Here is a 20014-nt window from a genome sequence, read left to right on the forward strand (position 1 = left end):
GTGACCGCTGCGCGGTCAATCGCGAGCAAGCTCGCTCCCACCGGTTTTTGCGTCGGACACACAATCCTGTTCCAACATAGAACCCTGTGGGAGCGGGCTTGCCCGCGATGGGGCCATCACAGGCCCTCAAGAACTTTCAGACTGTCGCTTCCACAGTACCAATGAAATTCGCCAGCTCCGCCGTCTGCGGGTTGGCGAACAGTACTTTCGGATCCCCAACCTCATGCACCTTGCCCAGGTGCATGAACACCAGCTTGTCCCCAACTTCCCGGGCGAAGCGCATTTCGTGGGTGACCATGATCAGTGTCATGCCTTCCCTGGCCAGTTGCCGGACCACGCTCAGTACTTCATTGACCAGCTCCGGGTCCAGGGCTGAGGTGATTTCATCGCACAGCAGCACTTTCGGCGACATCGCCAGGGCACGGGCAATCGCCACCCGCTGTTGCTGGCCACCGGACAGCCGATCCGGGAAGGCATCGAACTTTTCCCCCAGCCCGACCCGTTCCAGCATTTGTCGCGCCAGTTCGGCGGCCTTGGCTTTCGGTACTTTTTGCACCACTTGCGGCGCGAGCATGACGTTTTCGCCCACGGTCAGGTGCGGGAACAGGTTGAACTGCTGAAACACCATGCCGACCTTCTGCCGCAGGCTGCGCAGATCGGCACGGGCAGCGTCGAGGTATTCGCCGTCGACTTCGATCACGCCGTCGTTGATCGACTCCAAGCCGTTGAGGGTGCGCAGCAGGGTGGATTTGCCCGAACCACTACGGCCGATGATCGCCACCACCTGGCCTTCCTCGATGCTCAGGTCGATGCCTTTGAGCACATGGTGATCGCCGTAGTATTTATGCAGGGCGGAAATTCTAAGCAGAGGCATGCAGTCTCCTTTCCAGGTAGCGCGCACTGAGCGACAAGGGATAACAGAGCAGGAAATAGCCGAGAGCGACGAGGCCGTAGACCATGAAGGGTTCGAAGGTGGCGTTGGCGAGCATGCCGCCGGTCTTGGTCAGTTCGGTGAAACCGATGATCGAGGTGACGGCGGTGCCTTTGATCACTTGCACGGAGAAGCCCACCGTCGGCGCCACGGCGATACGCAGGGCTTGCGGCAGGATCACGTAGCGCAACTGCTCCAACGGATTCAACGCCAGGCTCGACGAAGCCTCCCATTGGCCGTTGGGAATCGACTCGACGCAACCGCGCCAGATCTCCGCCAGGTAAGCACTGGTGAACAGCGTCAGCGCGATTGCGGCCGCCATCCACGGCGAAATCTCCAGCCCGGCCAGCGCCACGCCGAAAAACACCAGGAACAGCTGCATCAACAGCGGCGTGCCCTGGAACAGTTCGATGTAAGTGCGGGCGAAACTGCGCGGCAATGACTTTTTCGAAATGCGCATGACCATGATCAGCAAGCCGATCAGCCCGCCACCAATGAACGCCACCAGCGACAGCGCCAGCGTCCATTGCAGGCCCATGAGCAGGTTGCGCACGATGTCCCAGAAGGTGAAGTCGCTCATCGGCTGCTCCTTGCAATGAAGCGGTGGCCTATCCAGTTCAGCAACTGGCGGATCAGTAGCGCCATGCACAGGTACAGCAGCGTGGTCAGGGCGTAGGTTTCAAAAGCGCGAAAGTTGCGCGATTGAATGAAGTTGGCAGCGAAACTCAGCTCTTCGGTGGCGATCTGCGAACACACCGCCGAGCCGAGCATGACGATGATGATCTGGCTACTCAGCGCCGGCCAGACTTTGCCCAATGCTGGCAGCAGCACCACATGGCGGAACGCTTCGAAGCGCGTCATCGCCAGTGCCGCCGCGGCTTCCAGCTGGCCTCGGGGAATCGCCTGGATGCCGGCGCGGATGATCTCGGTGGAATAGGCGCCGAGGTTGATGACCATCGCCAACACCGCCGCCTGCCATTCGGAGATCTGCGCGCCCAGGGACGGCAAACCGAAGAAGATGAAAAACAACTGCACCAGAAATGGTGTGTTGCGGATCAACTCGACATAGACCGCGAAAATCCCCGCGAAAGGCCGGATGTTCCACGCTCGCACCAGCGCCCCGACGATGCCCAGCCCCACGCCGAGCACAGCGCCGATCGCTGTCAGCTCAAGGGTGAACAATGCACCACGCAGCAACAGGTCGGTGTTGTTCACCACCGGCAGGAAATCGAACTGATAAGCCATAAAACGTCTCCAGCGCGCCGAATCAGAGATCGGCCGGCAGCGGTTCTTTCAGCCAGGTCAGGGCGTTTTTCTCCAGTGCGCCGTCGCTCTTGGCGGTGATGAGGATCTGGTTGACCTTATCCAGCAGCGCCGGCTCGTTCTTGTTCACGCCGACGTAGACCGGCGAATCCTTGAGCTTCACTTTCAGCGCTGGCACGCGTTTCGGACTTTTCTCGCTGATCGCCACCATCACCACGTTGCCGCTGGCGATCAGGTCGACCTGGCCCGCGAGATACGCGGCGATGGTCGAGTTGTTGTCTTCGAAGCGCTTGATGGTCACGCCTTCGGGGGCGACCTTGGTCAGCTCAATGTCTTCGATGGCGCCGCGGGTGACGCTGATGGTCTTGCCCTTGAGATCGTCCAGACCTTTGACATTGGCGTCTGGCGGGCCGAACACGGCGAGGTAGAACGGCGCGTAGGCGCGGGAGAAGTCGATGACTTTTTCGCGTTCCGGGTTCTTGCCGAGGCTGGAGATCACCAGGTCGACCTTGCCGGTGGTGAGGAACGGGATGCGGTTGGTGCTGTTGACCGGGGTCAGTTCGAGTTTGACCTTGAGTTGGTCGGCCAGCAGTTTCGCGGTGTCGATGTCGAGTCCCCGGGGTTGCATGTCCGGGCCGACCGAGCCGAAGGGCGGGAAGTCCTGGGGCACGGCGACCTTGAGGACGCCGCGCTTGACCACATCGTCCAGACCGTCGGCGTGGGCGGGGACCTGGCTCAACAGCAGGCTGGCAAACAGGGCAGCGAGGAGGGCGCGGTAACGCTGGGTCATGGCAAATCTCCGAATCGACGAGGAGTGATTTCTGCGGATCGACAGAGCATGGGCCATGCCAACTTAGGGTTTTGGGGGCGCCAGAGCGCGGTTTTGCTGGTGCGGAACGGTCTTACTGGTCTGAACAGTCAGGTTGTATTTCGCACCCCGATAGCGCAGCCAGGAAAATTGTCGAACCCCCATGGGGCACGACTTGCCGGGCGTAGTGAATAGCTTTACAACTGAGCGCACATTGTCCTGGTTCGTTTGGAAAACCATGAATTCGATCTCCCGTGCCGTACCTGAAGTGGCGCTGCAGGCCATCCRCAAACTGATTACCGAGCAGGGCTTCGGACCGGGGGATGCCTTGCCCTCGCAACGGGACCTGGCGGTGCAATTGGGAGTTAGTCGGGCGTCGTTGCGCGAGGCGTTGTCATCGTTGAGTGCGCTGGGCGTGATCAGCATCCAGCCGGGCAAGGGCGTGTTCGTGCAGGCGCCGGTGGAGCTGCCGCGAGGCGAAGCAGCGCCAGGCTGGCCGTTCGCGGCGCAGGCTTCGCCGCTGGATATCTTCCAGTTGCGCTACGCGCTGGAGGGGTTTGCCGCGGGGCTGGCGGCCGTGACCTTGAGCACCGATGAACTCGATGCGCTGCAAGACAATGTCGCCGCCATGCGCAACGAACTGAAAGCCGCCGATTTCGAAGCGGCGGCGCGGCTGGACTTTGAATTCCACCGACGCATCCTGCTGGCCAGCGGCAATCAGGCGATGCTGAGTATCCTGACTGCCAGTGCCGACATCTTCCTGGAGAGTCAGAAGCTACCGTTCATCCGGGCCGAACGGGCCATGGAAACCTGGCAGGAACACCGCAAGATCCTTCGCGCGCTGGCGCGCCGAGCCTCTGGCGCCGCGCAGAAAGCCATGCACGAGCATGTGCGTAACGCGGCGTTGCGCACTGGAATCGCCTTCGTCGCTCCCGCCACGGCGTGACCTGGGCTATACCCAAACTCATGGAACACCATAGCGAGAGTCAATCAACTGCACCTTCCTGAACGAGGGAAGGGCGGCTATGATGGGCCACGTTTTTTTGCTTACAACCCTGGAGAATTCCATGAGCAGCGATCTTATCAAACACGTTAGCGACGCTAGCTTCGAGGCCGACGTACTCAAGGCTGAAGGCGCTGTACTGGTCGATTACTGGGCTGAGTGGTGCGGCCCTTGCAAAATGATCGCTCCTGTTCTGGACGAAATTGCCGAGACCTACAAAGGCAAGCTGACCGTTGCCAAGCTGAACATCGACGAAAACCAGGAAACCCCGGCCAAGCACGGCGTGCGCGGTATCCCGACCCTGATGCTGTTCAAGAACGGCAACGTTGAAGCGACCAAGGTCGGCGCACTGTCGAAGTCGCAACTGGCTGCTTTCCTCGACGCCAACATCTAAGCGTCGCCGCAAAGTGTCCTGAATAAGCCCCGCAAATAGCGGGGCTTTTTGCGTATTCAGGGCTAGACGCTCCTAAACTCAGGTGGTACATTCGGCCCCGCACTGGTTTCTCCATTGCCCCCTGCTAGCCGTCGCCGACGCACTCCTTTTCGAATAAGTACGCGATCCTGTCGCCTTCTCCGCGGCGCGGCCTCATTAAGCCAAAAGCTTAATTTCCCCCCTCCATAAATGATTACGTCATTCCTATATGAATCTGACTGAACTCAAGCAAAAGCCGATTACCGAACTGCTCGAATTGGCCGAACAGATGGGCATAGAAAATATGGCCCGTTCGCGCAAGCAGGACGTGATTTTCTCCCTGCTCAAGAAGCACGCGAAAAGCGGTGAGGAAATCTCCGGTGATGGCGTGCTGGAGATTCTCCAGGACGGCTTCGGCTTCCTGCGCTCCGCTGACGCTTCCTATCTCGCCGGTCCGGACGATATCTACGTCTCGCCGAGCCAGATCCGTCGTTTCAACTTGCGCACCGGTGACACCATCGTTGGCAAGATCCGTCCTCCGAAGGAAGGCGAGCGTTATTTCGCGTTGCTCAAGGTCGACACCATCAACTTCGACCGTCCGGAAAACGCGAAAAACAAGATTCTCTTCGAGAACCTGACCCCGCTGTTCCCGACCGTGCGCATGAAGATGGAAGCCGGCAACGGTTCCACCGAAGACTTGACCGGTCGAGTCATCGACCTGTGCGCCCCGATCGGTAAAGGCCAGCGCGGCCTGATCGTTGCACCGCCGAAAGCGGGCAAGACGATCATGCTGCAGAACATTGCCGCGAACATCGCGCGTAACAATCCTGAAGTTCACCTGATCGTGCTGCTGATCGACGAACGTCCGGAAGAAGTGACCGAAATGCAGCGCACCGTGCGCGGCGAAGTGGTTGCCTCGACGTTCGACGAGCCGCCAACCCGCCACGTGCAGGTTGCCGAAATGGTGATCGAGAAGGCCAAGCGCCTGGTCGAGCACAAGAAAGACGTGGTGATCCTGCTCGACTCCATCACCCGTCTGGCTCGCGCCTACAACACCGTGATCCCGAGCTCCGGCAAGGTACTGACCGGTGGTGTCGATGCCCACGCCCTGGAGAAACCGAAGCGTTTCTTCGGCGCCGCGCGGAACATCGAAGAAGGCGGCTCGCTGACCATCATCGCCACCGCGCTGGTTGAAACCGGCTCGAAGATGGACGAAGTGATCTACGAGGAATTCAAAGGCACCGGCAACATGGAGCTGCCGCTGGATCGTCGTATCGCTGAAAAGCGCGTGTTCCCGGCCATCAACATCAACCGTTCCGGCACCCGCCGCGAAGAGTTGCTGACCGCCGACGACGAGCTGCAGCGCATGTGGATTCTGCGCAAGCTGCTGCACCCGATGGATGAAATCGCTGCCATCGAGTTCCTGGTCGACAAGCTGAAAACGACCAAGACCAACGATGAGTTCTTCCTGTCGATGAAGCGCAAGTAAGTCGAGCAGGCACAAAAAGCCGGGGAAACCCGGCTTTTTGCTATCCGATTTTTGATCAGGTGGCAGTTCGTGGTTCTGAACCGAAGGGTTCGGCGCTAAACTGCCTGCCCCGAACGCCACGGCCAACACGAGGCTCACGCATGCAGTATCGCGACTTGCGCGACTTTATCAGCGGCCTGGAACAGCGCGGTGAACTCAAGCGCATCCAGGTTCCGGTGTCCCCAGTACTGGAAATGACCGAGGTCTGCGACCGCACCTTGCGCGCCAAGGGTCCGGCCCTGCTTTTCGAAAAACCCACCGGTTATGACATTCCCGTGCTCGGCAACCTGTTCGGCACCCCCGAGCGCGTGGCATTGGGCATGGGCGCCGAGGCAGTCAGCGAACTGCGCGAAATCGGCAAGCTGCTGGCGTTCCTCAAGGAACCCGAGCCGCCGAAAGGCTTGAAGGATGCCTGGTCCAAGCTGCCGATCTTCCGCAAGATCATTTCGATGGCGCCGAAAGTCGTCAAGGACGCGGTGTGCCAGGAAGTGGTCATCGAAGGCGACGACGTCGACCTGGCCATGTTGCCGGTGCAGACCTGCTGGCCGGGCGACGTTGGCCCGTTGATCACCTGGGGCCTGACCGTCACCAAAGGCCCGAACAAGGATCGCCAGAACCTCGGCATCTATCGTCAGCAAGTGATCGGTCGCAACAAGGTCATCATGCGCTGGCTGAGCCATCGTGGCGGCGCGCTGGATTACCGCGAATGGTGCGAGAAGCATCCCGGCCAGCCGTTCCCGGTATCTGTGGCATTGGGCGCGGACCCGGCAACCATCCTTGGTGCCGTGACTCCGGTTCCCGACAGCCTTTCCGAATACGCTTTCGCCGGCCTGTTGCGCGGCAACCGCACCGAGCTGGTGAAATGCCGCGGCAATGACCTGCAAGTGCCGGCCACCGCCGAAATCATCCTCGAAGGCGTGATCCATCCGGGCGAAATGGCCGATGAAGGCCCGTACGGCGACCACACCGGTTACTACAACGAAGTCGACAGCTTCCCGGTATTCACCGTCGAGCGCATCACCCACCGGATCAAACCGATCTACCACAGCACCTACACCGGCCGTCCACCGGATGAACCGGCGATTCTCGGCGTTGCGCTGAACGAAGTGTTCGTGCCGATCCTGCAGAAGCAGTTCCCGGAGATCACCGATTTCTACTTGCCGCCCGAAGGCTGCTCGTACCGCATGGCCATCGTGACCATGAAGAAGTCGTATCCGGGCCACGCCAAGCGGGTAATGCTGGGTGTCTGGTCGTTTTTGCGACAGTTCATGTACACCAAGTTCGTTATCGTCACCGACGACGATATCAACGCCCGGGACTGGAACGACGTGATCTGGGCCATCACCACGCGCATGGATCCCAAGCGCGACACGGTGATGATCGACAACACGCCGATCGACTACCTGGACTTCGCTTCGCCGGTGTCCGGCCTGGGTTCGAAAATGGGCCTCGATGCCACACATAAATGGCCGGGCGAAACCACCCGCGAGTGGGGCAGGGTCATCGTCAAGGACGATGCCGTGACCCAGCGGATCGATGCCATCTGGAATCAGTTAGGAATAGATTGATGCGTGTAACCTTGCAGCCCTCCGGAGCAGTGCTTGAGATATTGCCCGGCGAGCGGATTCTCGATGGCGCACGACGTCTGGGCTACGAATGCCCGCAAAGCTGCCGCAACGGCAATTGCCACGTGTGCGCCGCGCTGCTGGTGGAAGGGCGGGTCGAGCAGGCCGGCAATGTGCGTGATCATGGCGAGTTCTACACTTGCATAGCGGAGCCGCTGGAAGACTGCATCGTGCTGTGGGATGGCGTGCTCGCCTTGGGAGAACTGCCGGTGCGCAGCGTGTCGTGTCAGGTCATTGAGTGCAAGGACGTGGGCGGCGACACCTGGCGCGTGCGTCTGCGGGCTCCGGCCGGTAAACCGCCACGCTACCACGCCGGTCAGTACCTGATGATCGAACGCGAGAACGGCGAAAAGTCCGCCTTCTCCCTCGCCTCGGCACCGCATGCGGGACGCGACCTGGAAATCCACGTGCTGGCGCGCGAATCCAGTGCGCTGGGTCTGATCGAACAGCTTCAGCGCAACAGCATGGTGCGGGTCGAGTTGCCGTTTGGCGATACCCACCTGGAAGAGTTGCCGGACGGTCCTCTCGTGCTGATCGCCGCTGGCACCGGCATGGGCCAGATCCATGGCCTGATCGAACATTGCCGGGCCTCGGGTTTCAAACATCCGGTGCACCTGTATTGGGGCGTGCGTCGTCCAGAAGACTTTTATCAAGTCGAGCATTGGGACGAATGGCTGAAGCTGCCCAATCTGTTCCTGCACAAGGTCGTCAGCGATCAATGCAACTGGGAAGGGCGTTGCGGCATGTTGCATGAAGCGGTCTGTGAAGACTTCCCTGACCTCAAGCCGCTGCACGTGTACGCCAGCGGCTCTCCGGCCATGGTCTACGGCACGCTGGATGCGCTGGTGGAAGCGGGAATGGATGCGCATCAGATGCGTGCCGACGTTTTTGCCTACGCACCACGCTCGTAGGTCAGCGAGGGGTCAGAAGCGCACGCCAGTGGTCACCATGGCGGCGTTGAAGCCGAGCAACACCAGCTCGGCTGCCACCGGACCGTAATGTGTGCCCAGTGAGGGGATGATCGCCGGTGCGACCCCGAAGCGATTCAGGGGGATCTTGTCCTTATGTTTGCCACGGTAGCCTTCCAGCAGGCCGCCCGTGAATTTGATATACACGGGATAGGAGGCGCTTTCGTAGCGTTTACCCGCGTAGACATAATGTGAGCGCTGACTGTACGAATTGCGAAAAGTGGCAGCGCCAAACAGCCAATCGGACGCATCGATACGTTCAAGACCAATAAGATCCTGATTGTTGTTGTGCCTGGGGTCGGGCGAATAGTGCTTCGTATAAACACTGGTCTGCAAATACCAGGAACCGGTGTCGTTTGAGCTTGCATGCTGTGCCAGCGCCAATGGCGCCAAGACCATCGACAGCACTGCGTAAAACCATGGTTTTTTCATCGGCGGCCCCCTGTGAAGGCAGTCTGGCTTGCGCCTGTGTGGCCGTTATACGCGACGCCCGATGGAGGCCGGAAGGCGACAAATCTGAAGGGGGAGTAGGACGTTTCTGGCAGGCGGCTTTATTCCCGGAAGGACTCAATGCTTATGCATATTTCATTCTGGTATTTAAGATATTTGCAGAATGACATTAGGGTATATAGACAGTCAGGTAAACGTCCTTTATCACTTTTAGTTTTACCTTTACTGCTATATGTTCTATTACATTAATAGTGTTTACATTTTGTAATGCTTGCGGGGCCGAACAACTGTTGCCATGAGCGCCATTGAATCTGCTTTTTTGAATCTGGCTTACCCTCCGCGGCTCGATCTGGGGCCGCAGCTCACTCACGAACAACTGCTCAGCTCGATGCAATCGACCATGGCGCGCCACAAGGGCGGGCCGGTGTGGCTGTTTGCGTATGGTTCGCTGATCTGGCGACCTGAATGCACGGCGGTTGAACGGGTTCGCGGCCGGGTGCATGGCTACCATCGCGGGTTATACCTGTGGTCCCACGAACATCGCGGCACACCGGAAATGCCCGGCCTGGTGTTTGGCCTGGATCGCGGCGGTTCTTGCAGCGGTTTCGCCTATCGCTTGCCCGAAGAGCAACTCGAAGCATCGCTTTATGCACTTTGGCAGCGCGAGATGCCATTCCCTTCCTACCGCCCGCACTGGCTCAACTGCCGTCTCGAAGATGGCAGCCAGGTACAGGCATTGGGTTTTGTGCTGGAGCGACACCTGCCCAGTTATGCCGGCAACTTGCCGGACCATGTTCTGAGCCATGTGTTCGAAAACGCCTGCGGGCGCTACGGAACCACTCGCGATTATGTCGAGCAGACCGCGCATGCCCTGCGCAGCCACGCCATGCCAGACCGGAATCTGGAGGCGCGGCTCAAGCGCTGTAAATCGAAGTCTGACCAGGCGAATGTCGCGCGGCCCTGACTGGAGACTGGTTCGCAACACATGAGCTTTTTGCCTGAAGATCTTCGCCAGTTGCTTTGATCTACGTGCCAATGAAAAGCGATCTGAATGACGTCTTTCGAAGTTCAGATCGCTTGCCTCGCTCAGCGAACCTGCACAACAACCTTCCCGACCGCCTTGCGTTGGCCAAGATCATTGATGGCTTGCGCCGCATTGCTCAATGGATAAACCCGCGACACCAGCGGTTTCAACTTGCCTTCGGCAAACCAGCCGAACAGTTGCTGGAAGTTCGCCGCGTTGTCTTGCGGCTGACGTTGGGCGAACGAGCCCCAGAACACGCCGAGCACTGCTGCGCCCTTGAGCAGGGCCAGGTTCACCGGTAGCTCAGGAATGCGCCCACTGGCAAAACCGACCACCAGCAGGCGGCCGTTCCAGGCGATGGCGCGGATGGCCTGGTCGAACAGGTCGCCGCCTACCGGATCGTAGATCACGTCAGCGCCCTGGCCGTCGGTCAGGCGCTTGATTTCGTCCTTCAGGCTGGTTTCGCTGTAGTTGATCAGTTCGTCGGCGCCGGCGGCCTGGGCCACGGCGAGTTTCTCTGCGCTGCTGGCTGCGGCGATCACCCGGGCGCCCATGGCTTTGCCGATTTCCACCGCCGCCAGGCCGACACCGCCGGAGGCGCCAAGCACCAGCAGGGTTTCGCCAGGTTGCAGGTTGCCGCGCTGCTTGAGGGCGTGCATCGAGGTGCCGTAGGTCATGCTGAAGGCGGCGGCGGTGTTGAAGTCCATGGACGGCGGGATCGGCAACACGTTGTAGCCCGGCACGACGACCTGTTCGGCAAAGCTGCCCCAGCCGGTCAGGGCCATGACCCGGTCACCGACTTTCAAGTGGCTGACCTTTTCGCCCACGGCGCTGACCACACCGGACGCTTCGCCACCCGGAGAGAACGGGAAGGGCGGCTTGAATTGGTATTTGCCCTCGATGATCAACGTGTCGGGGAAGTTGACCCCGGCGGCGTGCACGTCCAGCAGGATTTCATTCTTCTTCGCGACAGGACTGGCGACGTCTTCCAGCACCAGCGATTCGGCAGGGCCGAAGGCTTTGCACAGCACGGCTTTCATCAGGGCTATTCCTTTGGGAGTGATGGCCGATAAGTGTAGGTGTGTGAGTTGATGGGTCAACGAGCATGCCTGGCCCTGATAGTCAGCCATAAGCTTGTGCTGGCGTGACGGGTCGTTATGCTAGGCCGCAAACCGGATAAGGAGCGAATTTTGAAAGCGTGGATCATGTTGATGCTGGCCCTGTCTCTGCCTGTGACAGCGGTGGCCGAAGAAGCCAAAGAGGATGCAGCTCCGAAGGTCAGTTACATCACCCTGAGCCCGCCGTTCGTGGGTAACTACGGGCTGGACGGCACGCCGAAACTGAAGGTCTACAAGGCCGATGTGGCGTTGCGGGTGACCGGTGACGAGGCGGCCAAAGCGGTGAAGGCCAATGAGCCTTTGATCCGCAATCAATTGGTCGCGCTGTTCGCCCAGCAGACTACCGAGACGATGAACAACGTCGAGGCCAAGGAAAAGCTGCGTCAGGAAGCGTTGAAGCAGACCCAGCAGGTGATGAACGACGAAACCGGTAAGCCGGTGGTTGAGGACTTGTTGTTCAACAACTTGATCATTCAGTAAGTTTTTCGCTGCTCCTGCCGGCCTCATCGCGAGCAAGCTCGCTCCCACAGGGTTCTGTGATGGATATGTGATTGTGCTTCAACACAAATCCACTGTGGGAGCGAGCTTGCTCGCGATTAGGCCAGTCTTGGCGATAAATGACTCAAGGTTTTAAAGCGATCACCGCCGCCCACTGCTCCGGGGTTACTGGCATCACCGACAGCCGCGAACCTTTCTGCACCAGCGGCAACTCGGCCAGCGCCGTCTGCTGCTTCAGGTAATCCAGCTTCAACACCCGGACAAACGTCTCGACATGCGCGACATCGATCGCGCTCCAGGCATTTTTGTCCGGGGTGGCCTTCGGGTCAAAATAATGGCTCTGCGGCTCCAGTGCCGTCGGGTCCGAATACGCGGCTTCGATAATTTTGCCGATTCCGGCAATACCAGGCTCAGGGCAGCTGGAATGATAGAAAAAGAACTCGTCCCCCACCGCCATGGCCCGCAGGAAATTGCGTGCCTGATAGTTGCGAACCCCGTCCCAGCGCGCTTTACCGAGCTTTTCCAGTCCTTTGATCGAGAGTTCGTCGGGCTCGGATTTCATCAGCCAATAGGCCATGTCTGTTGCTCCTTGCGTGGTGATTGAGCAGCTTGTCGGCAATTTTATGACAAACCGACAGTCGGTTGACGTCAGCATTTGCGCAGCGGTTCACGTTGTCGCAAAATGCCGGCCTTTAAAGCTTGACGCTGCTGCACGGCCTACAAACGGAAACCGCTGCTGTCATCGTGTAGATATGCCTTTGGGGGGTAATCGATGAAACGCAAACCGGATTTACTATGGATTTTGGTCATTTTGTTTGGCCTTGGCGTCGTGACCACTGGCTATGCCCAAAGCCTGTGGGCCAGCAAGACCGATGCACCAGTCGAGCTCGCCCAATTGCAGCAACAGTCGACAGCCTTCAAGCGCTGATCCTGTTGCCTCGGCGTCGCTGATCGAAGTGGCGCCTACCCTGCGTAATACCAGGCCTTGTCCGTCACCGTTCCTTGTAGCGGCACATCCCAGCTTGCCTGAGCCAATCGCCCCACCTTCTGACATTCATGGGCAAGTCCCAACAGCGTCGGCTTGCGCCAGTCGTTTCGTCGCGCCAGGTAGGCCAGGCTCCGATCATAGAAACCGCCGCCCATCCCCAAGCGTCCGCCGACATCGTCAAACCCCACCAAGGGCAACAACACCAGGTCCAGCGCCCAGATCTTGCGTTGCCGGGCGAGGTTGGCCCGTGGTTCGAGAATGCGGAAGCGGTTGGGTTTGAGCTTTTCCCCGGGTCGGATGCGCTGGAACACCATTTTGGTTCGCGGCCAGGCGCTCAGGACCGGCAGATAGGTGGCCTTGCCCCGGCGCTGTGCGGCACGCAGCAACAGGCGTGGATCGATTTCACCGTCGGTCGGCAAGTAGAGCGAGATGTGTCTGGCGCGGCGGAACAGCGGTTGCTGGGCCAATTGCCTGTACAGCCCGCGAGCGGCCTGGCGCTGCTGGCTGGGGGTCAGTGCGCGGCGGGCCTTGCGCAGCATGCGTCGAAGTTGCGGGCGGGGGAGCAGCGCAGGTTCGGTCATGTATTCGGGCTTCAACAGTGCGGATACGTGAAGCGTACCCGTAAAAACGCCAATGCCGGTATCAAAACCGRCATTGGACTGGAAATCAGGCTCCCCGAATGTGCCGCTGTCGACTTAGCCCTTGAACCCGAAAGTTCAAGGTGGAAGATGCAGTAGGCTTTAAGGCTTTCCGTCTAGCGGACATGCACACCAGCCCAACGTGCAACCTCCAGGGTATAGCAAATCGGCTCAGGGACATCGCCAACTGGCAAGCACCCCAGGGAGTGAGGGGATTATACCGCAAGCGGCGGCGCGAATCAGCCCTTGGTGACGTCCGGATCGGTGGCGAGCACCAGATCGACACGATCGAGCAGGTCACGCACCTGTTCGCGGGTCGAACCGCTGGCCTGGATATCCGGGCGTTCTTCCTTGTGTAGCAGGTCGTGGGTGATGTTCAGCGCTGCCATCACGGCGATACGGTCGGCGCCGATGACTTTGCCGCTGCTGCGGATCTCGCGCATCTTGCCGTCCAGATAACGGGCAGCGCTGACCAGATTACTGCGCTCTTCCTGAGGGCAGATGATCGAATACTCTTTGTCGAGGATCTGCACGGTGACGCTATTGCTTGAACTCATGAGTCTTGCTCCAGGGCCTTGAGGCGCGAAATCATCGATTCGACCTTACGCCGGGCGATTTCGTTTTTTTCAATGAGGTGCGCGCGTTCCTCGCGCCAGGTCTTTTCCTGAGCTAGTAAGAGTCCGTTTTGACTCTTAAGTTGCTCGACTCGTGTAATCAGCAGCTCGAGTCTGGCCATCAGCGCTTGCAGGTCGGTGTCTTCCATTGTCTTCACTGTCTGATGGGTGTTGGACTTGTAGGAGCGAGCTTGCTCGCGATGGTCGCCAACGTTAACGCCGGGTCCCTGACACCCCGTGGTGTTCTCGGGTTCATCGCGAGCAAGCTCGCTCCTACAGGGGTAGTCGATGTAGGATACAAGGCCTTCATTCTAGACATAGCGCCGTCTGGCGCCTAGCTGCCCATGACCATTCAGAATTCCCCGTACCAAGGCTTCGCCACCCTGCTGACTTCCAGCGGTCACAACGTCTCGCCTGCCGAACTGCATGGCCTGTTGCTCGGTCGCAGCTGCGCCGGCGCCGGTTTCGACGCCGAAGGCTGGCTGATCGACGCCGCCGAACTGCTCGAAAGCGAGCCGCAGGACAACGTTCGCAACGCCCTGATCGGCCTGCAAGAGATGGTCAAGGGCGAGCTCACCGGCGATGACGTGACCGTCGTTCTGCTGTTGCCGACCGACGACGCCCCGCTCACCGAGCGTGCCGTCGCACTGGGCCAGTGGTGCCAGGGCTTCCTCAGCGGTTTCGGCCTGAATTGCCGTGACAGCAGCATGCTGAGCACCGAGGCCACCGAAGTGTTGCAGGACCTCGCGGCCATTTCCCAGGTGCAGGATGCCCTGGAAGAGTCCGAAGACGGCGAGAGCGACTACATGGAAGTCATGGAATACCTGCGCGTCGCACCGCTGCTGCTGTTCTCCGAGACCAAAAAAGACGTGTCGGCCGCCGCCAAGCCGTCTCTGCACTAATCGTTTGCCAGGGAACGCCATCTGCCCATGATCCACATCCCGAAATCGGAATACAGCCGTCGCCGCAAGGCCCTGATGGCGCAGATGGAACCCAACAGCATCGCCATCCTGCCCGCCGCCGCGGTGGCCATTCGTAACCGCGACGTCGAGCACGTTTACCGTCAGGACAGCGACTTTCAGTACCTCAGCGGTTTTCCCGAGCCCCAGGCCGTGCTGGTGTTGATGCCGGGGCGTGTGCATGGCGAATACATCCTGTTCTGCCGCGAACGTAACGCCGAGCGCGAGCTGTGGGATGGTCTGCGTGCCGGGCAGGAAGGCGCGATTCGCGACTTCGGCGCCGACGACGCCTTTCCCATCACCGATATCGACGACATCCTGCCGGGCCTGATCGAAGGCCGTGACCGGGTGTATTCGGCCATGGGCAGCAATCCCGAATTCGACCGCCACCTGATGGAGTGGATCAACGTGATCCGCTCCAAGGCCAACCTTGGTGCCCAGCCGCCGAACGAATTCGTTGCCCTGGATCATCTGCTGCACGACATGCGCCTGTATAAATCGGCGGCAGAAGTAAAAGTGATGCGCGAGGCGGCGCGGATTTCCGCCCGGGCGCACGTACGGGCAATGCAGGCCTGTCGCGCCGGGTTGCACGAATTCAGCCTGGAAGCCGAGCTCGATTACGAATTCCGCAAGGGCGGGGCGAAGATGCCGGCCTACGGGTCGATCGTCGCGGCGGGGCGCAACAGCTGCATCCTGCATTACCAGCAGAATGACGCGGTGCTCAAGGACGGTGATCTGGTGCTGATCGATGCCGGTTGCGAGATCGATTGTTACGCCAGCGACATCACCCGGACCTTTCCGGTCAGCGGCAAGTATTCAGCGGAACAGAAAGCGATTTACGAATTGGTGCTGGCCTCACAGGAGGCTGCCTTTGCCGAAATCGCCCCGAACAAACACTGGAACCAGGCTCACGAAGCGACGGTCCGGGTCATAACGGCCGGGCTGGTCAAGCTGGGGCTGCTTCAGGGCGATGTTGGCGAACTGATCGCCAGCGAAGCCTACAAAGCGTTTTACATGCACCGCGCCGGTCACTGGCTGGGCCTGGATGTACATGACGTCGGCGAATACAAGGTCGGCGGCGAATGGCGCGTGCTGGAAGTCGGCATGGCGCTGACCGTGGAGCCGGGGATCTATATCGCTGCGGACAACCAGAGCGTGGCGAAGAAATGGCGCGGCATTGGCGTGCGCATCGAGGACGACGTAGTGGTCACCAAAACCGGCTGTGAAATATTGACGAACGGCGTGCCGAAAACCGTCGCCGAGATCGAGGCCCTGATGGCCGCCGCGCGGACACAAGCGGCATGAGTCGAGTCAATCTGGCAATCATCGGTGGCGGGCTGGTCGGTGCGAGTCTGGCGCTGGCCCTGCAAGCTGGAGCCAAGGCCCGGGGCTGGAAGATCGTGCTGATCGAACCGTTCGCCCCCGGCGACACGTATCAACCGAGTTACGACGCCCGTTCTTCGGCGTTGTCCTTCGGTTCCCGGCAAATTTATCAACGGCTGGGCGTCTGGCAGGAAGTCTCCCGCCGCGCCGAACCGATCAAGCAGATTCATGTTTCCGACCGTGGGCGTTTCTCGACGGCGCGGTTGTCGGCGATGGAAGAGGGCGTTCCAGCACTGGGTTATGTCGTTGAAAACGCCTGGCTCGGCCAATGCCTGTGGCAAGGCCTGGACAAGGACGTGATCAGTTGGCGCTGCCCGGCGGAAGTCACCCGCATGGAGCCGCTGACCGATGGCTATCGCCTGACCCTCAATGATGAAACCACCCTGGAATGCGACCTCGCAGTGCTCGCCGATGGTGGCCGCTCCGGCCTGCGCGAGCAATTGGGGATCGGCATCCGCAAGCGTCCGTACAACCAGAGCGCGCTGATCGCCAACATCACCCCGAGCGAAGCCCACAACGGCATGGCTTTCGAGCGTTTCACCGACGAAGGCCCGATGGCGTTGCTGCCGCTTCCGGATAATCGCTGCGCACTGGTCTGGACCCGCCTGGGCATGGACGCGCAACGCCTGGCGGCCCTTGATGAGCGCAGTTTCCTCAGTGAATTGCAGGGCGTATTCGGTTATCGCCTCGGCACGTTGAAGCAGGTCGGTGCACGGCACTTGTATCCGCTGACGCTGGTCGAAGCCGAAGAACAGGTGCGTCCGCACCTGGCGGTGCTCGGCAATGCGGCGCACAGCCTGCATCCGATTGCCGGCCAGGGGTTCAACCTGTCCCTGCGCGATGCCGATGCCTTGGCCGCAGCACTGCTCGCCAGCGACAAACCGCTGGGCGACTTCGCCACGTTGCAGGCTTATCGCGAGCGTCAGCGTCTGGATCAAAATCTCACCGTAGGCTTCTCCGATCAGGTCACGCGCCTGTTCGGCAGTACTCAGCCGCTGGTATCCCTGGGGCGCAACATCGGACTGCTCGGCCTCGATCTGTTGCCACCGGCCAAACGCTGGTTTGCCCGACAGGCGATGGGTCTGGGTACGCGACCGGATGCGTAACGGGTCGATCCGCCGGTTCGGCAAGGCGCGATTGATAAAAATACCTGCCGCAATTGCAGGTCGACATTCATGACGACGCCGGCCACCTGGTGGCGCGGGTCGGGAAAACCCTTTACGTGCGGCTCAAGCCGCAAGAGAGACAGGCTTAAAGCATGGAAATGCGCGCAGATCTGCTGATTGTCGGGGCCGGAATGGTCGGCAGCGCCTTGGCGCTGGCGTTGCAGAACAGCGGGCTGGAAGTCCTGCTGCTGGACGGCAGCCCCATGAGTGTCAAACCCTTCAACGCTCAGGCCGCGTTTGAACCGCGGGTGAGCGCCCTGTCGGCCGCCAGCCAGCGGATTCTCGAACGCCTGGGTGTCTGGGATGGCATCGCCGGGCGGCGCAGCAGCCCCTACACCGACATGCAGGTCTGGGATGGCAGCGGCACCGGGCAAATCCATTTTTCGGCGGCCAGCGTGCATGCCGAAGTGTTGGGGCATATCGTCGAAAACCGCGTGGTCCAGGATGCCTTGCTTGACCGCCTGCACGACTGCGACCTGGGGTTGCTGGCCAATGCGCGACTGGAACAGATGCGCCACTCCGGCGATGACTGGCTGCTGACCCTGGCCGATGGCCGCACCCTGCGCGCTCCACTGGTGATCGCAGCGGATGGCGCCAACTCAGCGGTGCGGCGCCTGGCGGGGGTCGCAACCCGCGAATGGGATTATTTGCACCATGCCATCGTCACCAGCGTGCGTTGCGCCAAACCGCATCAGATGACGGCCTGGCAGCGCTTCACCGATAACGGTCCGTTGGCGTTTCTGCCCCTTGAGCGCGATGGCCAACAGGATTGGTGTTCGATCGTCTGGTCGACCACACCTGGCGAGGCCGAACGCCTGATGGCGATGGATGACCAGAGTTTCTGCAAGGAGCTGGAGCGCGCCTTTGAAGGTCGACTCGGCGAAGTACTGAGCGCCGACCCGCGCCTGTGTGTGCCCCTGCGCCAGCGACATGCCAAGCGTTATGTGGCGCAAGGCCTGGCGTTGATCGGCGACGCGGCCCACACCATTCACCCGTTGGCCGGGCAGGGGGTGAATCTCGGATTCCTCGATGCCGCCGTGCTGGCCGAAGTGTTGCTGCAAGCGGTAACACGTGGCGAACGTCTGGCAGATGTGAAAGTCCTCAGTCGTTACGAGCGTCGGCGCATGCCTCACAACCTGGCACTGATGGCGGCGATGGAAGGCTTCGAGCGCTTGTTCCAGGCCGATCCGTTGCCGGTGCGCTGGTTGCGTAATACCGGATTGAAAATGGTTGAGAAGATGCCGGAAGCCAAGGCCTTGTTCGTGCGTGAAGCGCTGGGGTTGACCGGGGATTTGCCGGCGCTTGCCAAGCCCTGAGATTTTCGCTGTGGCTTATGGCCCCATCGCGAGCAAGCTCGCTCCCACAGGAATTCAGGTGTTAATGCAATTTGTGTGAGCGCTGGAGAACCCTGTGGGAGCGAGCTTGCTCGTGATGGCGGCAGCTCAGGCACCTCATATTCCAGCTCAAGCAACATCTGGTAACTCCTCCACAGCCAGCTTCGATTGAGAAGCTAAATGTGAGTCCTTATCATTTGCCCTCATTTTCAACCGAGGGACCGCTCCCATGTTGGCACCAAAGCGTCTACTGACCGCACTGGCCCTGACCCTGATCGGCAGCACCGCCGCCCAGGCCGCTGACGAGGTGGTGGTCTACTCCTCGCGTATCGACGAGCTGATCAAGCCAGTATTCGATGCCTACACCGCCAAGACCGGCGTGCAGGTGAAGTTCATCACCGACAAAGAGGCACCGCTGATGCAGCGGCTCAAGGCCGAGGGCGCGAATACGCCKGCCGACCTGCTGCTCACCGTCGATGCTGGCAACCTCTGGCAAGCCGAGCAGATGGGCATCCTCCAGCCGTTCACCTCGAAAACCATCGACGCCAACATTCCGCTGCAATACCGGGCTGCCTCTCATGCCTGGACTGGCCTGAGCCTGCGGGCGCGGACCATCGCCTACTCCACTGACCGGGTGAAGCCGGGCGAACTGACCACCTACGAAGCGCTGGCCGACAAGCAATGGGAAGGCCGCCTGTGCCTGCGCACGGCGAAGAAGGTCTACAACCAGTCCCTGACCGCGACCATGATCGAAGTGCACGGCGCCGAGAAGACCGAGGAGATCCTCAAGGGCTGGGTCAAGAACCTGTCCACTGACGTGTTCTCCGACGACACCGCCGTGCTGGAGGCGATCAACGCCGGCCAGTGCGACGTCGGTATCGTCAACACCTACTACTACGGCCGCCTGCACAAGCAGAAGCCAGACCTGCCGGTGAAACTGTTCTGGCCGAACCAGGCTGACCGTGGCGTACACGTCAACCTGTCGGGTATCGGCCTGACCCGACACGCGCCGCACCCGGAAGCGGCCAAGGCCCTGGTGGAGTGGATGACCACCCCTGAAGCGCAGAAAATCTTTGCCGACGTGAACCAGGAGTTCCCGGCGAACCCGGTGGTTGCACCTTCTGAGGAAGTGGCGGCCTGGGGCAAGTTCATTGCCGATACCTTGCCGGTGGAAATTGCCGGCAAGCGCCAGGCTGAGGCGATTCGTATGATGGATCGGGCTGGCTGGAACTGAGCCTGCTGTTTTAAAGGTCAAAAGATCGCAGCCTTCGGCAGCTCCTACAGGTTGATCACCAACCCAATGT

General features: G+C 60.3%; 23 protein-coding genes, 1 other RNA gene and 1 pseudogene. 14 read left to right on the forward strand and 11 right to left on the reverse strand.

Going from position 1 to position 20014, the window contains the following annotated elements; genetic code table 11:
• Positions 1-136: 136 nt before the first annotated feature.
• From ACXRVY_RS05070 to ACXRVY_RS05085, 4 genes are read right to left on the reverse strand one after another with little or no spacing between them, the layout of a single operon-like run.
• Entirely contained in the window at positions 137-874 is a 738-nt protein-coding gene (locus ACXRVY_RS05070) for an amino acid ABC transporter ATP-binding protein (protein ID WP_223456502.1), read from the reverse strand.
• Complete coding sequence (locus ACXRVY_RS05075) at positions 861-1511, reverse strand: amino acid ABC transporter permease (protein WP_223456504.1); 651 nt, start codon at positions 1509-1511, stop codon at positions 861-863. Before ACXRVY_RS05075 ends, ACXRVY_RS05070 begins: the two co-directional genes overlap by 14 nt.
• Positions 1508-2176 carry an amino acid ABC transporter permease gene (locus tag ACXRVY_RS05080; RefSeq protein WP_223456506.1) on the reverse strand — a complete coding sequence of 223 codons (669 nt, stop codon included), beginning with the start codon at positions 2174-2176 and terminating at the stop codon, positions 1508-1510. Before ACXRVY_RS05080 ends, ACXRVY_RS05075 begins: the two co-directional genes overlap by 4 nt.
• Before the next feature lie 22 nt (positions 2177-2198).
• Positions 2199-2984 carry a transporter substrate-binding domain-containing protein gene (locus tag ACXRVY_RS05085; RefSeq protein WP_223456508.1) on the reverse strand — a complete coding sequence of 262 codons (786 nt, stop codon included), beginning with the start codon at positions 2982-2984 and terminating at the stop codon, positions 2199-2201.
• 256 nt (positions 2985-3240) lie between these two features.
• On the opposite strand from ACXRVY_RS05085, the gene ACXRVY_RS05090 reads away from it, so the two are divergent.
• The 5 genes from ACXRVY_RS05090 to ACXRVY_RS05110 all read left to right on the forward strand — a co-directional run bounded on the left by ACXRVY_RS05090 (position 3241) and on the right by ACXRVY_RS05110 (position 8481).
• Entirely contained in the window at positions 3241-3948 is a 708-nt protein-coding gene (locus ACXRVY_RS05090) for a FadR/GntR family transcriptional regulator (RefSeq protein WP_458237077.1), read from the forward strand.
• A gap of 121 nt (positions 3949-4069) precedes the next feature.
• Positions 4070-4399, forward strand: coding sequence for a thioredoxin TrxA (gene trxA, locus ACXRVY_RS05095; RefSeq protein WP_003206727.1), 330 nt, complete (start codon positions 4070-4072; stop codon positions 4397-4399).
• Between the two features lie 247 nt (positions 4400-4646).
• Positions 4647-5906, forward strand: a complete 1260-nt coding sequence (gene rho / locus ACXRVY_RS05100; protein ID WP_057712815.1) for a transcription termination factor Rho — start codon at positions 4647-4649, stop codon at positions 5904-5906.
• A 140-nt stretch (positions 5907-6046) separates the two neighbouring features.
• Positions 6047-7513, forward strand: a complete 1467-nt coding sequence (gene ubiD, locus ACXRVY_RS05105; protein WP_108217171.1) for a 4-hydroxy-3-polyprenylbenzoate decarboxylase — start codon at positions 6047-6049, stop codon at positions 7511-7513.
• On the forward strand, positions 7513-8481 hold the full coding sequence (locus ACXRVY_RS05110; protein ID WP_223456512.1) for a CDP-6-deoxy-delta-3,4-glucoseen reductase: 969 nt from the start codon (positions 7513-7515) through the stop codon (positions 8479-8481). The genes ubiD and ACXRVY_RS05110 overlap by 1 nt, the downstream gene beginning before the upstream one ends.
• A 12-nt stretch (positions 8482-8493) precedes the next feature.
• Here the strand turns inward: ACXRVY_RS05110 and ACXRVY_RS05115 are convergent, their stop codons facing one another.
• The gene (locus ACXRVY_RS05115) at positions 8494-8970 is read right to left on the reverse strand and encodes a sn-glycerol-3-phosphate transporter (protein ID WP_223456514.1); all 477 of its coding nucleotides are present in this window, start codon (positions 8968-8970) and stop codon (positions 8494-8496) included.
• Positions 8971-9283: 313 nt separating this feature from the next.
• On the opposite strand from ACXRVY_RS05115, the gene ACXRVY_RS05120 reads away from it, so the two are divergent.
• Entirely contained in the window at positions 9284-9952 is a 669-nt protein-coding gene (locus tag ACXRVY_RS05120) for a gamma-glutamylcyclotransferase (RefSeq protein ID WP_223456517.1), read from the forward strand.
• Between the two features lie 122 nt (positions 9953-10074).
• On the opposite strand, the gene ACXRVY_RS05125 is transcribed toward ACXRVY_RS05120, so the two are convergent.
• The gene (locus tag ACXRVY_RS05125; RefSeq protein WP_223456519.1) at positions 10075-11052 is read right to left on the reverse strand and encodes an NADPH:quinone oxidoreductase family protein; all 978 of its coding nucleotides are present in this window, start codon (positions 11050-11052) and stop codon (positions 10075-10077) included.
• 150 nt (positions 11053-11202) lie between these two features.
• On the opposite strand from ACXRVY_RS05125, the gene ACXRVY_RS05130 reads away from it, so the two are divergent.
• Entirely contained in the window at positions 11203-11610 is a 408-nt protein-coding gene (locus tag ACXRVY_RS05130; RefSeq protein WP_223456521.1) for a flagellar basal body-associated protein FliL, read from the forward strand.
• A gap of 142 nt (positions 11611-11752) precedes the next feature.
• On the opposite strand, the gene ACXRVY_RS05135 is transcribed toward ACXRVY_RS05130, so the two are convergent.
• Positions 11753-12205 (reverse strand): EVE domain-containing protein, encoded by a 453-nt coding sequence (locus tag ACXRVY_RS05135; RefSeq protein ID WP_223456523.1) that lies wholly within the window; start codon positions 12203-12205, stop codon positions 11753-11755.
• 195 nt (positions 12206-12400) lie between these two features.
• Between ACXRVY_RS05135 and ACXRVY_RS05140 the strand changes: the two genes are divergently transcribed.
• Positions 12401-12556 (forward strand): hypothetical protein, encoded by a 156-nt coding sequence (locus ACXRVY_RS05140; RefSeq protein WP_007978897.1) that lies wholly within the window; start codon positions 12401-12403, stop codon positions 12554-12556.
• A 35-nt stretch (positions 12557-12591) separates the two neighbouring features.
• Here ACXRVY_RS05140 and ACXRVY_RS05145 read toward each other — a convergent pair whose 3' ends face one another.
• The 4 genes from ACXRVY_RS05145 to ACXRVY_RS05160 all read right to left on the reverse strand — a co-directional run bounded on the left by ACXRVY_RS05145 (position 12592) and on the right by ACXRVY_RS05160 (position 14017).
• Positions 12592-13197, reverse strand: a complete 606-nt coding sequence (locus tag ACXRVY_RS05145; RefSeq protein WP_223456525.1) for a 5-formyltetrahydrofolate cyclo-ligase — start codon at positions 13195-13197, stop codon at positions 12592-12594.
• An 87-nt stretch (positions 13198-13284) separates the two neighbouring features.
• Positions 13285-13463, reverse strand: a non-coding RNA gene (gene ssrS, locus ACXRVY_RS05150) — 6S RNA.
• Positions 13464-13493: 30 nt separating this feature from the next.
• Positions 13494-13811, reverse strand: coding sequence for a cell division protein ZapA (locus tag ACXRVY_RS05155; RefSeq protein WP_008055229.1), 318 nt, complete (start codon positions 13809-13811; stop codon positions 13494-13496).
• A complete protein-coding gene (locus ACXRVY_RS05160; protein WP_007982902.1) occupies positions 13808-14017 on the reverse strand; it encodes a TIGR02449 family protein in 210 nt (69 codons plus the stop codon). Before ACXRVY_RS05160 ends, ACXRVY_RS05155 begins: the two co-directional genes overlap by 4 nt.
• A 195-nt stretch (positions 14018-14212) precedes the next feature.
• Here ACXRVY_RS05160 and ACXRVY_RS05165 point away from each other — a divergent pair, with 195 nt between their 5' ends.
• From ACXRVY_RS05165 to ACXRVY_RS05190, 6 genes and pseudogenes are all read left to right on the forward strand, one after another.
• Positions 14213-14770, forward strand: coding sequence for a YecA/YgfB family protein (locus ACXRVY_RS05165; protein WP_223456527.1), 558 nt, complete (start codon positions 14213-14215; stop codon positions 14768-14770).
• Positions 14771-14797: 27 nt separating this feature from the next.
• The gene (pepP, locus tag ACXRVY_RS05170; protein WP_223456530.1) at positions 14798-16132 is read left to right on the forward strand and encodes a Xaa-Pro aminopeptidase; all 1335 of its coding nucleotides are present in this window, start codon (positions 14798-14800) and stop codon (positions 16130-16132) included.
• Complete coding sequence (ubiH, locus tag ACXRVY_RS05175) at positions 16129-17316, forward strand: 2-octaprenyl-6-methoxyphenyl hydroxylase (protein WP_223456532.1); 1188 nt, start codon at positions 16129-16131, stop codon at positions 17314-17316. Before pepP ends, ubiH begins: the two co-directional genes overlap by 4 nt.
• A gap of 38 nt (positions 17317-17354) precedes the next feature.
• Positions 17355-17465: pseudogene (locus ACXRVY_RS05180) on the forward strand (tetrameric acyl-CoA thioesterase); the annotation flags it as partial.
• Between the two features lie 9 nt (positions 17466-17474).
• Positions 17475-18692 (forward strand): 2-octaprenyl-3-methyl-6-methoxy-1,4-benzoquinol hydroxylase, encoded by a 1218-nt coding sequence (locus ACXRVY_RS05185; protein ID WP_223457000.1) that lies wholly within the window; start codon positions 17475-17477, stop codon positions 18690-18692.
• A gap of 247 nt (positions 18693-18939) precedes the next feature.
• Complete coding sequence (locus tag ACXRVY_RS05190) at positions 18940-19944, forward strand: extracellular solute-binding protein (RefSeq protein ID WP_223456534.1); 1005 nt, start codon at positions 18940-18942, stop codon at positions 19942-19944.
• Positions 19945-20014 lie beyond the last annotated feature (70 nt).

This window comes from Pseudomonas sp. P5_A2_2, from assembly GCF_054177685.1.